Source organism: Moraxella sp. CTOTU47915 (assembly GCF_031986685.1).
Lineage (GTDB): Bacteria > Pseudomonadota > Gammaproteobacteria > Pseudomonadales > Moraxellaceae > Faucicola > Faucicola tetraodonis.
The window spans coordinates 1-15,317 of the sequence record NZ_DAMAAE010000014.1 but is presented as its reverse complement, the minus strand read 5'-3'; the positions used below and the strand labels follow the sequence as shown (position 1 = coordinate 15,317).

8 protein-coding genes and 2 pseudogenes are annotated in these 15,317 nt (G+C 40.8%); 9 read left to right on the top strand and 1 reads right to left on the bottom strand.

Annotated features, from left to right (window positions below):
* Nucleotides 1-435 precede the first annotated feature (435 nt).
* The 4 genes and pseudogenes from RTL34_RS10110 to RTL34_RS10095 all read left to right on the top strand — a co-directional run.
* Entirely contained in the window at nucleotides 436-3,711 is a 3,276-nt protein-coding gene (locus RTL34_RS10110) for a helicase-related protein (RefSeq protein ID WP_312116657.1), read from the top strand.
* Between the two features lie 131 nt (nucleotides 3,712-3,842).
* The gene (locus RTL34_RS10105; RefSeq protein ID WP_312116656.1) at nucleotides 3,843-4,568 is read left to right on the top strand and encodes a DUF4391 domain-containing protein; all 726 of its coding nucleotides are present in this window, start codon (nucleotides 3,843-3,845) and stop codon (nucleotides 4,566-4,568) included.
* Nucleotides 4,569-4,579: 11 nt separating this feature from the next.
* Entirely contained in the window at nucleotides 4,580-5,314 is a 735-nt protein-coding gene (locus RTL34_RS10100) for a hypothetical protein (protein ID WP_312116653.1), read from the top strand.
* A 36-nt stretch (nucleotides 5,315-5,350) separates the two neighbouring features.
* Nucleotides 5,351-5,776, top strand: a pseudogene (locus RTL34_RS10095) (site-specific DNA-methyltransferase); the annotation flags it as partial.
* Nucleotides 5,777-5,807: 31 nt separating this feature from the next.
* Here the strand turns inward: RTL34_RS10095 and RTL34_RS10090 are convergent.
* Nucleotides 5,808-6,970 (bottom strand): IS3 family transposase gene (locus RTL34_RS10090; protein WP_101965291.1). Its coding sequence is split into 2 segments (ribosomal slippage): nucleotides 5,808-6,697 and nucleotides 6,697-6,970, totalling 1,164 coding nucleotides; the frame shifts between segments, so codons are not numbered across the junction.
* Between the two features lie 78 nt (nucleotides 6,971-7,048).
* Here RTL34_RS10090 and RTL34_RS10085 point away from each other — a divergent pair.
* From RTL34_RS10085 to RTL34_RS10065, 5 genes and pseudogenes are all read left to right on the top strand, one after another.
* Nucleotides 7,049-8,641: pseudogene (locus tag RTL34_RS10085) on the top strand (site-specific DNA-methyltransferase); the annotation flags it as partial.
* Nucleotides 8,642-8,659: 18 nt separating this feature from the next.
* Nucleotides 8,660-11,941: a type III restriction-modification system endonuclease gene (locus RTL34_RS10080; RefSeq protein ID WP_312116649.1), complete on the top strand. Its 3,282-nt coding sequence runs from the start codon at nucleotides 8,660-8,662 to the stop codon at nucleotides 11,939-11,941.
* Nucleotides 11,942-11,994: 53 nt separating this feature from the next.
* A complete protein-coding gene (locus tag RTL34_RS10075; protein WP_076775510.1) occupies nucleotides 11,995-13,467 on the top strand; it encodes a DUF3375 domain-containing protein in 1,473 nt (490 codons plus the stop codon).
* Between the two features lie 33 nt (nucleotides 13,468-13,500).
* The gene (locus RTL34_RS10070) at nucleotides 13,501-14,493 is read left to right on the top strand and encodes a DUF4194 domain-containing protein (protein ID WP_312116646.1); all 993 of its coding nucleotides are present in this window, start codon (nucleotides 13,501-13,503) and stop codon (nucleotides 14,491-14,493) included.
* A gap of 225 nt (nucleotides 14,494-14,718) precedes the next feature.
* On the top strand, nucleotides 14,719-15,267 hold the full coding sequence (locus RTL34_RS10065; RefSeq protein ID WP_312116644.1) for a hypothetical protein: 549 nt from the start codon (nucleotides 14,719-14,721) through the stop codon (nucleotides 15,265-15,267).
* Nucleotides 15,268-15,317: the final 50 nt, after the last annotated feature.

Sequence of the window (15,317 nt, the reverse complement as noted above, 5' to 3'; positions counted from 1 at the left end):
CCCATTCTACGTCAAGGTATGCTCTACCTGCTCCCATAGTTCATCTGTCAGTGCGATTCATGCCATTTTTTCCTATACTAAATCCTATGAATCTAGGTGTATTTGGCACTTTTTATTTGCTTTTTGAAGTGAGGATATAGCCTAGTGAAAAATAAAATTATTTACCGTAAAGCTTTAAATCAGCGTTTTAGCTACATTGGAAAGAATAATTACCTGTCGTATGTGTTTCAATTGGCTCGTATTCATGATTCGGTTGAGGAGAAAAGGCAAGTGAGTGGGAATTGGAATAATATGAGTAATTATCTAAATGAGCGCCAGTTATAAACTTATATAATTTAGAAACACGACATTAAATTTGTTTGAATTTTATATTGACTTACACCCTAAAACCTTAATAAGCTCAATAAAATCCAATTAAATAAACTCAGATTATTTATGAAACTTATCGATAACATCAATAGCACTTTGGGAATAGATATTGGCAAGAATCTTAATAATCAATCTAAACTCAAAATTGCTGCTTCCTATTTTTCAATTTACGCTTATGCGGCCTTAAAACAAGAATTAGAAAAAGTTGATTCCCTTCAATTTGTATTTACATCACCCACATTTATTACGGAAGATGTAACCGAAAAACTCAAAAAGGAAAAACGAGAGTTTATTATTCCAAAAATTGATCGTGAAAGTAGCCTATATGGTACCGAGTTTGAAATTCATCTAAAAAACCAATTATCACAAAAGGCAATCGCTAAAGAATGTGCTGATTGGATAAGACGAAAAGCGATATTTAAATCAAACACTAGTAGTGCACCTATGCAGGAATTTATTAGTATTCAACAGCCCGAGACATCTCTGACATACATGCCAATTCAAGGTTTTACCCCAACAGGTTTGGGCTTTGAAAAGGGCAATGCCATATCTAACATGGTTAATTGCTTTGATGAGCAATCTACGACACAAACTTTTATCCAGCTTTTCAATCGGATTTGGCATGATCCGACCAAAGTAGAAGACGTTACTAGCCAAATCGTGCAGCATATCGAGTCTGTATATCAGGAGAATCCACCTGAACGGATTTATTTCTTAATGCTCTATAATATCTTCAAGGATTTTTTGGAGGATATCAGCACGGATGTCATACCCAATGACTTAACTGGCTACCAAGATACGGTAGTATGGAATAAGTTATTCAATTTTCAAAAAGATGCCGCTTTTGGAATTATCAATAAATTAGAAACTTATAATGGCTGTATTTTGGCAGACAGTGTCGGTCTGGGTAAAACATTCACCGCATTGGCTGTGATTAAATATTATGAGCTACGTAATAAAAGCGTATTGGTACTTTGCCCTAAGAAATTGGGGGCAAACTGGACCAACTATAATGCCAACTTAGTCACCAATATTTTTGCCAACGATCGCTTTAGTTATGATGTCCTTTATCATACTGACCTATCTCGAAACAATGGTGAAACGTTAGGGATTGATTTGGCGAAAATTAATTGGTGTAACTACGACTTAATCGTTATCGATGAATCGCATAATTTTCGTAACCGTGGTGCGTATAAGGAACGAGAATCGCGTTATGATCGTTTAATGAACAAGGTCATTCGTCAAGGAGTAAAAACCAAGGTGTTGATGTTATCAGCGACGCCTGTAAATAATCATTTTACGGATCTCAAAAATCAGCTAGCCCTGGCATACGAAGGCAATGCAGACTTTATAGAAAGTAAACTTGACACTGAGCGCGATATTGAGACTATCTTTCGTAGGGCACAAGCAAGTTTCAATACTTGGGCAAAGCTAGAACCTGAAGAACGTACAACCCAAGCAATCCTAAACTTGCTTGATTTTGACTTTTTTAAACTGCTTGATAGTGTGACAATTGCTAGATCGCGCAAACATATCCAGACATTCTATGACACTACAGCTATTGGACAGTTTCCTACGCGTCTTAAACCCCTATCATATCGCACTCCCTTATCCAATGATAAACAGGCTGTAACGCTCAACCGAATTTATGCAGAGCTGTCATTAATTAAAATGGCGGTCTATGCGCCTGTCACGTATATTTTCCCTAGCGCCTTGCGTAAATATGAGGAGATTTTTGATACTTTGGTTGAAGGAAAAGGGCGACTGAAGCAGGTTGATCGTGAGCGTAGTCTGCAAGCATTAATGACGGTCAATCTGCTTAAGCGTCTTGAAAGCTCAATCCATGCATTTAGATTAACGCTAACTTTTCTAGAGAAAAGTATCAGCAATGTGATTGCGAAAATTGATGATTTTGACGCGCGTGCGGCAGATGACGAAGTAAGTATTGCGCCTTTGATGGGCTATGATCAAGATGAGAACGGCGAACTGCTTAATCCAGAAGACTTAATTGGCAATAAGTTGAAAATTCATTTGGCGGATATGGATCGCTTATCTTGGCGAATGGATCTTGATGGTGATCGAGAAATCATCAAAGGGTTGTTACGGATGATTGCTACGATTGACACTAAGAATGATGCTAAGCTACAACACGTTAAAAGTCATATCATTAAGAAGCTACAGCATCCCATTAATCCCGGTAATCACAAAGTAATTATATTTACCGCCTTTGCGGATACCGCTAATTATCTATATGAAAACATTGCTCCTTTTTTATTGGAGAACTATGGATTGCATAGTGCCAAAATTACAGGCAACGATAATACGTCTACCATCAAAACCCGCGTTAAGCGTCGACAGAGCTATGATATGCAGGGCTTATTAACTTTGTTCTCACCAAAATCGAAACAAAAACGAGATATTTTTCCAGAAGAATCTCGGGAGATTGATATTCTGATTGCGACTGACTGTATTTCAGAAGGTCAGAACTTACAAGATTGTGATTATCTCATTAACTTTGATATTCACTGGAACCCGGTACGAATTATCCAGCGTTTTGGACGGGTAGACCGCATTGGTTCATCAAACAGTGTGATTCAATTGGTAAATTATTGGCCAGATATCAGTCTTGACGATTATATCAATCTAAGAGAGCGGGTGGAAAATCGCATGGTTATTGTCGATATGACCAGTACAGGGGATGATAATGTCTTAAGTGCCCAAGCTAACGATATGGCATATCGACGTGAGCAGCTGCAAAAGCTACAAAATGAGGTGCTAGACCTAGAAGACGCCAATACAGGTGTGTCTATTACAGACTTGGGGCTTAATGATTTTCGTATGGATTTATTAGGGTATTTAGAAGTGCATGAGGAACTAAAACGTCTACCGAATGGGCTGCATACCGTAGTACCCGCACAGCCAGAAATTGGCTTAGAAGCAGGCGTTATATTTACATTAAGAGCAAGAAACCCCCAGATGGCAGGTAATCAAGCCAATCGTTTGTATCCGTATTACTTGGTGTATATCAATCAAAGTGGCGATGTGGTATATGATTACACCCAAGCCAAATATCTGCTGGATGTCGCTCGTAAAGCCTGTCGTGGCATAGACCAACCCATACCAAAAGCGTATGAGTCTTTTAACCGCAAAACCGATGATGGACGAAACATGGGACAGTATTCGGCATTATTGGATATTGTGATTCATTCGATTCGGCTGCTAAAAGATGAGAAAGATATTGATAGCTTATTTTCAGGACTGTCGACGACTGCCTTGGTGGATATGGTATCTGGGCTTAATGACTTTGAACTGATTAGCTTTATTGTGATTGAAGACAATTAGACAACGATGGTTTCTTACTTACGACATTAGTGGTAGGGAATAGTTGGCTATTTGAGTATAAGAAGTCGTACTGAATGAATTTCTTTATAGGGTATTTGCACAAGTTTTCTATATAACTAAGGAAGTTACCCATGCTATATCACTATCCGTCAACGGCTAAAGTGGATAAAATTATTCCAAAAAATAAGTTCTACCAACGAGGCAGTGCCAATCACCGTATCGAACGCTTGTTTGTGGAGCAAGTGGAAAGTATCCGATGGGCGTATAAGCTCTCACCGCATACCATTAATCTAAACGATAGCGAGACAATTAAAGAAATCCAAATTTTTAGTATCGTCAGTCGTGTTGAAAGGCTAGATACGGAAGTTTTGCAGTTTATCGATAAATTGATACCATCACCGATTATCTTTGAGATTCTCTTTGAAGATAAAATCAAAGTCATCGCAAACTATAAACGTCAAAGCCAAGCAGACAGCCAAAAATTCGTCCTAGGCAAATACTACGCAACTGATTGGCAGGACCTAACACAGCGTGAAGATTTACCGATTGTATTTGGAATCGCGGATTTGTATGAGTATTTTATTGAGCAGCTACTTATTCATACCAACAAAACGACAAATAAAACGTCTTCGAATGTCTTTTTGTCGCCAAACGTCGGAGCTAACCTATCTACAACGCATCAAAAGATTGCTAGTATTGAAGAAAAGATTGCCCATACCGAAAAAATGGCACTGCTTACCAAACAAATCTATGAGTTGCAAAAACGCATGTATAAAGAAAAGCAGTTTAATCGGCAAGTAGAGATGAACTTGCAGTTACAAACGCTACAAAAACAGCTCAAAGATTTAACCCGTTAAAAGGTCAATGAATGATTTCAAATAATGATTGTGAAACGGTGCTACGCCTTCAACAATTAATTGCTGAAGAAGAAATGTTATGGTTAAAGCAGTTTGATAGTTTGACAGATACAGAAGCCGAAGTGTTAATCCTTGCCAAGAAAATGGGACAAATTACCAATAAAGATATTCGAGAGAATATTGGATTAGATACACTTCAAGCGAGTAGTATTTTACGAAAATTTTGTAAAAACAACTATTTATTACAACATGGTAAAAGTAGTAACAGCTACTACCTTTTAAATAGTTGCTATACTGACAATTGTAATAGCTTAGCAGGTAATGACCAAACTTTGGCAGGTGCAAGCACTGGTCTTAACGAGCCGAGCTACCCTAATAACGAGCCGAGCTACCCTAATAACGAGCCGAGCTACCCTAATAACGAAGTTGAAATTTCCGATAATACCCATCTTATTAGTATAGCTACACCTGCAAGACTAAAGAAAAGACTACCCAATGACGAGCTTAGGGCGATTATTCTGCAACTGTGTCAGCATGATTTTTTAAGCCTTATCAAAGTATCGGATTTGATTGCAAGAACGACTCAAACCACACAAAATCATTTAACTGCTTTGGTTAAAGAAGCCAAACTCGCTAAAAAATATCCCCAAGATACGCACCCAAGCCAAGCCTATCGCACAACCGACAAAGGGCGAGCGTATCTAGAAACGCTAAATGATAACCCACAGCAAGACTTGCTTATTTAATCCAAATAATTCATTCAAACTCTCAAGGACTTCCCCATGACTACGCTAAAAATGCACACCCCAAACCTAGTCGATAGCAATATTGAGCGTCTTGCCGAGCTGTTCCCCAACTGTGTCACCGAGAAGCCAAAAACCGATGAGCAAGGCAAGGTTATCCGTGATATGAACGGTGAAGTAGTGCTTGAGCGGGGCATTGATTTTGAATTGCTCAAGCAAGAATTATCGCATTCGGTGATTGATGGGTCGCAAGAGCGTTATCGCCTTGACTGGGTTGGCAAGCGTGAGGCGATTGTGACGGCGAACAGTCCGATAGCCAAGACGTTACGCCCGTGCCGTGAGGAGAGTGTGGATTTTGAGACAACGGGCAATTTGTTTATTGAGGGGGATAATCTTGAGGCGTTGAAGCTATTGCAGGAGAGTTATCTTGGCAAGGTGAAGATGATTTATATTGACCCGCCGTACTAAGGTACTCCCCAATGTCTAGACCAAATAATCACAAAATTAAGATAGAATTGGGTTGATAAAACACAGAATTATCCGAACTATTGTTTAAATAAACCTGTGCAGGGGTATGGTACTCAAGCGACTGATGCAACCGCTCATAATTGTAAAACTCGAAATAGTCTTTCAAACCTGCTCTGGCTTGACTGACTGTATCAAACTGGCGTAAATACACGCATTCGTACTTTACTGACCGCCAAAGCCGTTCTACAAAGATATTATCGAGTGCCCTGCCACGACCGTCCATGCTTACAGCAATGCCCGAATCAATCAGCGGCGTGGTAAATCTTGGGCTGGTAAACTGCGAGCCTTGATCCGTATTAAAAATCTCACAGCGTAGACCATTGTGCAGTAATTTGCCCACCGTATCAATGCAGAAATCTGCTTCAAGTGTCGTTGATAGCGACCAGTCTAAAACATAACGGCTATACCAATCAATCACCGCCATCAAATACACAAACCCTTTAGACAGGCGAATGTATGTGATATCGGTACTCCACACTTGATTACAGCGGGTGATGGGTACATTCCTAAGCAAATAGGGATAAACTTGATGCTCAGGATTGGGCTTACTGGTGTTAGGATGCTGGTAGATGGCATCTAGCCCCATTTGCCGTAATAGTCTGCGTACTCGCTTGTGATTGACACGATAGCCTAATTGCCTCAAATACGCTGTCATTCGTTTGACCCCGTAAAATGGGGTTTTGGTATATTGCTCGTCAAGCAGGTTCATCAGGGTGATATCAAGCTCGCTGATGGGCTTTGGCTGATAATACAGACTTGAGCGGTTAATACCGAGCAGTTCACATTGTTTACGGGTACTGAAATCCTTATTGTCAGGCTCTAGCAGTTGTTTACGAGCATTCAAGGTAGCTGTGAGGACTTTTTTTTAAGCCAGTCTCGTTCACTAATGACTTGCCCTAATTGTCGATGAAGCTCATCGATAATGGCTTGCTGGGCTTGTTCGTTGTCGTGCTGTTTGGTGTTAAAGGCACTTGGTATAACAGCCAAGGCTTGCTTTTTCCAGTTGCTGATTTGGGTTGCATGAACACCGTATTCAGCAGTCAGCTCATTGATCGTTTTTTGCTCTTTAATTGCTTCAACAGCAACTTTGCTTTTAAATTCAGCATTATGACGTTTACGAACTTTTGTCATTAGATAGACCTCTTTTCTTAAGGGCTATTCTATCTTATTTGCTACGATTTTTTGGTCTAGTTTTCTGGGAGTATTATATACAATACGGGGAATGATTTTATTTATAACGATGATTTTGCGGCGGATACGGCTGAGTTTTTTGAGCGGTCGGGGCAGGTGGATGGCGATGGTAATCGCTTGGTGGCGAATACGGAGAGTAATGGGCGGTTTCATAGTGATTGGTTGTCGATGATGTATAGTCGGCTGAAATTGGCGCGGAATTTGTTAGCCGATGATGGCGCGATTTTTTTACATATAGATGAAAATGAATACTCAAATTTGGAAAAAATACTTTGTGAGGTATTTGGCAATCAAAATAATTTAGGTACTGTCATTTGGGATAAAAGAAATCCAAAAGGAAAAGTGGGTGGTGTAGCCCAACAACATGAATTTATTATAATTTTTTCCAAAGATAAAAAATTTTTTTTGCATCAGAATAATTTAATAAGAAAAAAAGAAAACGCAGAAAAGATGCTAAAGAAAGTTAAAGAATTAATAAAAAAATATAATGGGGTAAACGATAATACTAGAGAAGAATATAAAAATTGGCTTAATTCTATCAATGATAGTCTAAGTGGAGGTGAAAAAGCCTATTCCTTTATAGATGATAATGGAAGGATATTTCAACCAGTATCCATGTCTGCACCAGATAAACCAGAAACTCGTTCACACAGACCACTCATACACCCTAGGACTGGAAAACCTTGCCCTGTACCTGAAAAGGGGTGGCGTTATCCTGATGCAACTATGGATAAACTACTCTTAGCAAACAAAATTGTTTTCGGAAATGATGAAAACACTCAACCAAGAAATAAATATTTTTTAGATGAAAATTTGTTGGAAGCATTACCATCGCTTTTGTACTTTGGCGGAAGTGACACAGCATTAGATATGCCTTTTGATAATCCAAAACCAATTTATGTTGCAAAAAAATTTCTTGAAAGTATTACTTCAAAAAACGATTTAATCCTAGACTTTTTCGCAGGATCATCAACAACCGCTCATGCGGTGATGCAGCTTAACGCCGAAGACGGTGGCAACCGCCAATTCATCATGGTACAAATCCCAGAAACCACCGACCCAAAATCCGAAGCCTATAAAGCAGGCTACCCAACCATCGCCGAAATATCCAAAGAACGCATCCGCCGAGCAGGGGCAAAAATCCGCCAAGACAACCTAGACAATGCAAACAAGGACAAAGATTTAAGCCATCTTGACACAGGCTTTCGAGTCCTAAAAATCGACACCAGCAACATGAACGACATCTACTACCGCCCCCAAGACTACAACCAAGACCTACTCGCCACACTCGAAAACAACATCAAACCCGACCGCAGCGACGAAGATTTACTATTCCAATTCATGCTAGACACCGGCGTGCCGTTATCCTTGCCCATTGAACGCACTGAGCTTTCTAGCAAATCAGGCGGACACACCATCTACCAAGTGGGCGGCAACTCACTGATTGCCAGCCTAGACCATATCGACGCCGCCATGGTCAATGACATTGCCGCACTCAATCCACTCAAATTCATCACCAGTGAACGCGCCATCGCCACCGACAGCGACAAAACCAACATCAAAGAACGCTTTAAACAACTATCACCGCATACCGATGTACGCTTTATCTAAGGGAAAAAGGAGAAAAACATGAAAATTACCTTTAAACCCTTAACCTACCAACTCGATGCCGTGCAAGCCGTCGTCGATGTGTTCCGTGGACAACAGCAGCTTATCGGGCAAACCCGCTATACACTCGATAGGGGCATACAGCCAACCCCCAAACGCGTGACACAACAGGCAGGGCTAGATTTTGGCGAAACTGATATATTGCAAAATTCTGCCTTACAAACCTATGATATGTTAGACGATGAAAATATCGGCTTTGCCAATACGCCGTTATTTGACTTGAATGAAATTCTTAAAAACATCCAAACGGTGCAAGCCAATAGACCATTACCAAAATCCACCGAGCTTGTCACAGCTGACAACAAAAAAGGCGACAATCTCACCACAAGCCCGCTTAATCTCAATATCGAAATGGAAACAGGTACGGGCAAAACCTACACCTACCTACGCACCATCTTTGAGATGAACAAACAATACGGCTGGAGTAAGTTTATCATCGTCGTGCCCAGTATCGCTATTCGGGAAGGCGTGAACAAAAGCATTGCCATGATGGCGGATGACTTACTGGCAGAATACGGCAAAAAGCCACGAGCCTTCATCTACGACTCCAAAGCCTTGCACCACCTAGAGAGCTTTAGCTCGGATGGTGGTATCAATATCATGATTATTAATGTGCAAGCCTTTAACACCATCAAAGAAGGGGCGAACAACGAAGCATCACGCAAAATCTACGCCAGCCTAGACGAATTCGGCTCTCGCCGTCCCATTGACGTGATACGCCGTAACCGTCCTATTATTATCCTAGATGAACCGCAAAAAATGGGCGCGGACAAGACCTTACAAAGCCTTGCCAACTTTAACCCGTTATTTATCCTACGCTATTCCGCCACCCACAAGCGTGACTATAACCTAGTGTATCGCCTTGACGCACTGGATGCCTATAACCAAAAACTGGTCAAAAAAATCACCGTTAAAGGCATTGAAGTCAAAGGCTTGACGGGCACAAATGGCTATCTATATTTGCAAGACGTGATAGTCTCAAGCAAAGCGCCCATTGCACGGCTAGAGCTAGAAATCAAATCAACCAAAGGCGAGTTTCGACGTGAAATCCGCAATATTGAGAAAGGTAGAGATTTATTCGATATTTCTGGTGAAGCCGAACAATACAAAGACCGCTATACCGTCACCCAAGTCACCGCCGATAGTATCGAATTTGCCAATGGCATTGTGCTACACGTTGGGCAGGGGAATGTGGACGATAAAGACTTACGCCGTATCCAAATCCGTGAAACCATCCGTTCGCACTTGGATATCGAACAGCGCTTGTTTCACAAAGGCATCAAAGTTTTAAGTTTATTCTTTATTGACGAAGTCGCCAAATACCGCCAGTACGACATGGACGGCAATGCGGTGAATGGTGAGTATGCGGATATCTTTGAACAAGCTTATACCGAAGAAGTAGGCAAACGCATTGATTTAAACCTAACAAATGACCCATACCAGGACTATCTTAAAGCCATCACTGCTCAAGGTACGCATAACGGCTATTTTAGCCTTGATAAAAAACGCCACATGGTCGATCCCAATGTCAAAAGCGTTAAAGACGAAGAACTGGGCGAAAAAGTGCTGGTCGCTGATGATATCGATGCCTATGATTTGATTTTGAAGGATAAAGAATCCTTGCTTGCCTTCCCCGAACGGCTCGATAGTGACGAACAAATCGCTCGTAAAAATGTGCGTTTTATCTTTTCGCATTCTGCCTTGCGTGAAGGCTGGGACAACCCCAATGTCTTTGTCATCTGTACGCTCAAGCACTCGGATAACGTCATCTCTCGCCGTCAAGAAGTGGGACGTGGCTTGCGACTTGCAGTCGATAGACATGGCACACGCATGGACAGTGGCTACCTGCCACTCGGTGAAGTACATCGGCTGAATAACCTAACCGTGATTACCAACGAAAGCTATGTTGAATTTGTCGGTAATCTACAAAAAGAAATGCTCGAAAATCTTGCAACTCGCCCGAGCAAAGCAAATCCACAGTACTTTACGGGTAAAACCTTGGTGAGTGAACTGGGTGGGCAAATGGTCGTTGATGCAGATACAGCTAATGAAATTTTCTTCTATTTACGTTCGCATGGTTACACGGATAAAGCAGGTAATCTGTCAGAAAGCTATCATCAAGATAAAGAAAACGGCAAATTGCCAGAATTACCAGAAGAATTAAAACCATTTGAAAATTCCGTTCATAAGTTAATTGGCAGCGTTGTTAATCCCAACGCCTTTGATAGCATGTTTAACAACGGTAATAAACCCAAAAATACCATCAACCCAGACAATCTAAACCGTAAAGAATTCCAAGCCCTATGGCGACGCATCAACCAAAAATCGATTTATCAAATCCAGCTTGATAGCGAAAAATTAATTGCTGAGAGTATCAGCGAAATTGATAAAGTTAGCCGTGAGCGTAACAACAACTTTGTCCAGTCACTCACCTATACCGTCAAAACATCTGAGCAAAAAGATAGTCTAGATTACGACACACTCAGACAAGGTGACAGCTTTGGGCAAGTGCAGTCTAATCGTGAGCAGTACAGTGTCAATGTACAAACGCCGATTCGCTATGACCTTATCGGGCAAGTGGCAAGCCGTACCAATCTGACCCGTGGCACCGTCGTTGCTGTATTGAGTAAAATAAACTCAGCGGTCTTTTCACAGTTTAAACATAACCCAGAAGCCTTTATCAGCGAAGTTAGCCGTCTCATCAATGAGCAACAGGCCAAACTGATCGTGCAAAATATCGCGTATGAATTGACATCTGAGCGGTATGACAGTAACGATATCTTTGTGAGTAATATTCCGTTGTCAGATACCGCCATTAAAGCCAATCGTCATGTCTGGGAGTATGTGGAAACAGACTCGGATGTTGAACGCAAATTCTTGGCAGAGCTAGAACAGCACATCAATGAAGTTGTGGTGTATGCCAAACTGCCCAAAAACTTTGTCATCCCCACGCCATTTGGCGGTTATAACCCTGACTGGGCGATTGCCTTTAATCAAGACAAGGTACGTCATGTCTATTTTGTCGCAGAGACCAAAGGCTCTACCAGCGAAATAGACTTGAGAGAGACCGAAAAACAAAAAATCGCCAGTGCCAAAGCGTTTTTTGCCAAACTGCAACAGACACAAGGTAACAATAGCGAATTTGAACAAGTGGATACCTTGGCGGCAGTTGAAAAAATGCCAGTTAGCTATGAAGTAGTTAATAGCTTTGACAGCTTAATGCAAATCGTAGGGATGAAATAGACAGAGGGCGTATCGCATAAGCCCAAACAACATAGACTAAAAAAGGCATCATCATGAGCTTTATGGCAAAATCGGCAAATTACCAACGTCACTTTCGAGAGTCGGCTGCATGGCGACTACTGCGAGCCGATAATGCCCCATTTATTTTAGCTTTTATTGCTACTGCTTTTGAGACCGACAATGAAATTAGTTATGGGCAAGCTAGAATATTGCTCGATAATGCTTTGGATGAAGCACGGCTTGATGGCAGTTGGCAAACCGAATCTAACGCAATGACCTATCTGAATGATTGGATAAAAAAAGGTTGGCTTAGAGAAATGGATAACCGCCTGACAGTCACTGACGCTACTGATAGGGTATTACGGTTTTGCCAAAGTTTTGATGAGCGGATTATCAGTACATCTGCATCGCATCTGCGGATTGTCCAAGAGTCGGTTCGAGATTTGGCGGTGATGATGAGTGAAAATACGGCCGAGCGTATCGCTATTTTAGAGAAACAAAAAGCCCAGTTAGAAAGCCAAATCAATGACTTAAATGTAGGTAAAATGGTCTATCTCAATGACTATGAGAAAAAGGAACGAATTCGAGAAATTTATAACCTTGCGTACAGTTTAACAGGGGATTTTCGGCTACTTGAAGAAGAAATCCGCAAAATGGATAAGACCTTACGCGTACAAATGATTGATGATAACTTGAGTAAAGGCGAGTTACTGCAAAAAGTATTTGAACAAGAAGACTTACTTGCCAAAACTGATGCGGGTAGTGCATTTGATGGATTTTTTCATTTGTTATCCGATGACAATCGCTTAACCGAGTTTACCGAGCAGATGCGAAGTGTGCTCAAAACCACTGATAAAAACCAACTTGCCCCACATCACCACCAGTTTTTGAGCACCATTATTTCAGAGCTAACACGAGAAAGTGATAGAGTATTTCGTATCAGACGACGTACTGAAGAACAGTTAAAGTCTTACATTGAAAGTGGCGCAATGAGCGAGAATCATGCAGTCGATAGGCTAATTAGTCAACTTGAAAAACGGGCAATTGCCTTTAAAGACACGCCAAAAATTATTGATAAAGACCTGAATCTAACAATTAAAGTCGGCAAAATGCCGTATTCATCGCCTGATAGTATACGGCTCAGAATTGCTGAAGAAAAACTTGATTTAAGCGACATTCAAGAGCATGAAAACAATCACACCCTAAGCCAAAAAACGTTAGAAAATTTAGAAACCGTCCAGGTCGTTGAAGTCGCCAAAAAAATCTATTACACCTTAGATCAATACGGTGCGATGAGCATAGCGAGTATCAATAACTATATGCCAATTCAAGCAGGACTTGAGGAATTGGTCGCGTTCATCCGTATTGCAAAAGCTGTCAAAGCCACCGACATCGGACAAACAGAGTTGATTTTGGTCAATGATAAATTTGGTAATCAGCTACAAGCAACTATACCTAAGCTAATTTTGACAACTGAGCATTTCCCTCAAGATTTTATCGATAATCCGATGGCGTTAGCGTTATAAAAATCTCTTACAGCGAATAAATCTGGAAAAATAATGACAAACAGCTTTTTTAACATGGTAACTAGCACCGATAATTCGACCTGTTTTGACACCCAACAGCAAAATGATTCAAAGGCTTCGAGAGTATCAAGCCAAAATATTGATCATGGTAGCGATAGGCAAAAACTGAACACACAAAAGATGGATGAAAATGGGTCATTCGATGCGCGATCAGATGCTCAATCGACCGCTATTACTGAGAGTGACATGCCAGCTGACGCACGCCGAGCGTTGATTTATTTATCTCAGCAAGGCGTGATACTGCACAGTGCCAAACCGCAATTATTTGACAATATTGTGCGTCATCAAACCAGTATTCGCCGTCATTTATCCGAGATCTATTGTAGCTTAATTATTGATGAACATAGCGGGGTTGCTTTCGTAGCGAGAGCGGATTTTGTCGCAGAAAACCATGAACAGCTTACAGGGCTAGATAATTTCGAAAATGACACCGAGCAAGCTGAACTGGATGGCGAAGATATTACATCCATGATTCAAAAACGTACGCTCAACGTATATGACACGCTTTTATTGCTCAATTTGCGTAAGTACTATCAAGAACGCCAAAACTTGGGCGAGACTGAAATCATCATCGATATCGAAAAACTAGAAAGTTTAATGTCGCCATTTTTGCCACTCACCGACCACGGTTCAAAAGATAAGAAAAAACTCTCAGCGAGACTGGAGCATTTTGCTAAAAATCATAAATTGGTTACTCTCAAACGGGGCAACGTTGAACGCTATGAGATCACACCTATGATACGTTATGTCGTCAATGCAAGCCTATTACAAGCCATGCTCAATGAATACATCGCATTGCTTGGTGAGATGCCAGACAAGTATGACGATAAAGAACACAATCTAGAACAGTCGAGCAATGCTGTCACTAATCAAGTGAAAAATGACACAGTAGTAGAACTTAACTTGCCAACAAAAAATACAGCAGGGGACACGCAACTATTCGGACAGCAGGACAGCCTATTTTAATATTAACACAGCACTAGAAATAAATCTTATAAGTAAAAAGAGATATGTCATGGAAGCCACGCTACTTAATCAATCCGATAACGGACAAATAAAACTACGAGAAATTTCGCTATTTAATTGGGCTTTAATAACCAATCCTTATTAAACTCACTGCTTTCTCAACAACAAACGTTCAAAACTCAACTTGTCGAACAAGGAAAAATACTCGCACAAGCTCGCCAAGCCATGACCAACATAGAAATATTAAAAAATCGTTGGCACAAATTACTTGAAACCAACTGGGATGATATCAATGCACCGTTTTGGCAAACCCAACTCGATTACCAACAGCAAGAACTTGCCACGCTTGAAAATGCCCAAGGCGATATTGCCAAAGCAAAACAACTATATCAACAAGCTGAACAAAATCTTAACGAGTTACAAAGCCAGCTAATTAAACTTAATCGCAAAGAAGGGGCGAAATCTCAAGAATTAAAAAGCCATCAGCTTAAAATCACCCAAAACGATATCTTAGCCAACCACCCGATGAGCGAAGCCATCATAGAGCAACTGGATAAAAAATTTAAACAACTCGCTCACAATGCCGATGTATTAAAAACTCGCCTTAATGAAGACATTGAAAGTGCTAGTAATCGTATCAGTCGAGACAGTAAGTCAGCGATTGGTATTATGGGTAATTTTAAAGGCAATGAAAAATGGCAACCTATCACGTCAGATTGGTCAGCAACTGAGCAAGGTATGCCAGATTTTCTTGCCCATTATGACCATCTATAGTTAAAACCGAATTATACCAAGCAACTTTCAACACAATCCTTAAGCGTATC

Bases quoted from the DNA above. Each gene is read 5' to 3' on its own strand.
- RTL34_RS10110 (WP_312116657.1), top strand. From the start codon at position 436: ATGAAACTTATCGATAACATCAATAGCACTTTGGGAATAGATATTGGC.
- RTL34_RS10105 (WP_312116656.1), top strand. From the start codon at position 3,843: ATGCTATATCACTATCCGTCAACGGCTAAAGTGGATAAAATTATTCCA.
- RTL34_RS10100 (WP_312116653.1), top strand. From the start codon at position 4,580: ATGATTTCAAATAATGATTGTGAAACGGTGCTACGCCTTCAACAATTA.
- RTL34_RS10080 (WP_312116649.1), top strand. From the start codon at position 8,660: ATGAAAATTACCTTTAAACCCTTAACCTACCAACTCGATGCCGTGCAA.
- RTL34_RS10075 (WP_076775510.1), top strand. From the start codon at position 11,995: ATGAGCTTTATGGCAAAATCGGCAAATTACCAACGTCACTTTCGAGAG.
- RTL34_RS10070 (WP_312116646.1), top strand. From the start codon at position 13,501: ATGACAAACAGCTTTTTTAACATGGTAACTAGCACCGATAATTCGACC.
- RTL34_RS10065 (WP_312116644.1), top strand. From the start codon at position 14,719: ATGACCAACATAGAAATATTAAAAAATCGTTGGCACAAATTACTTGAA.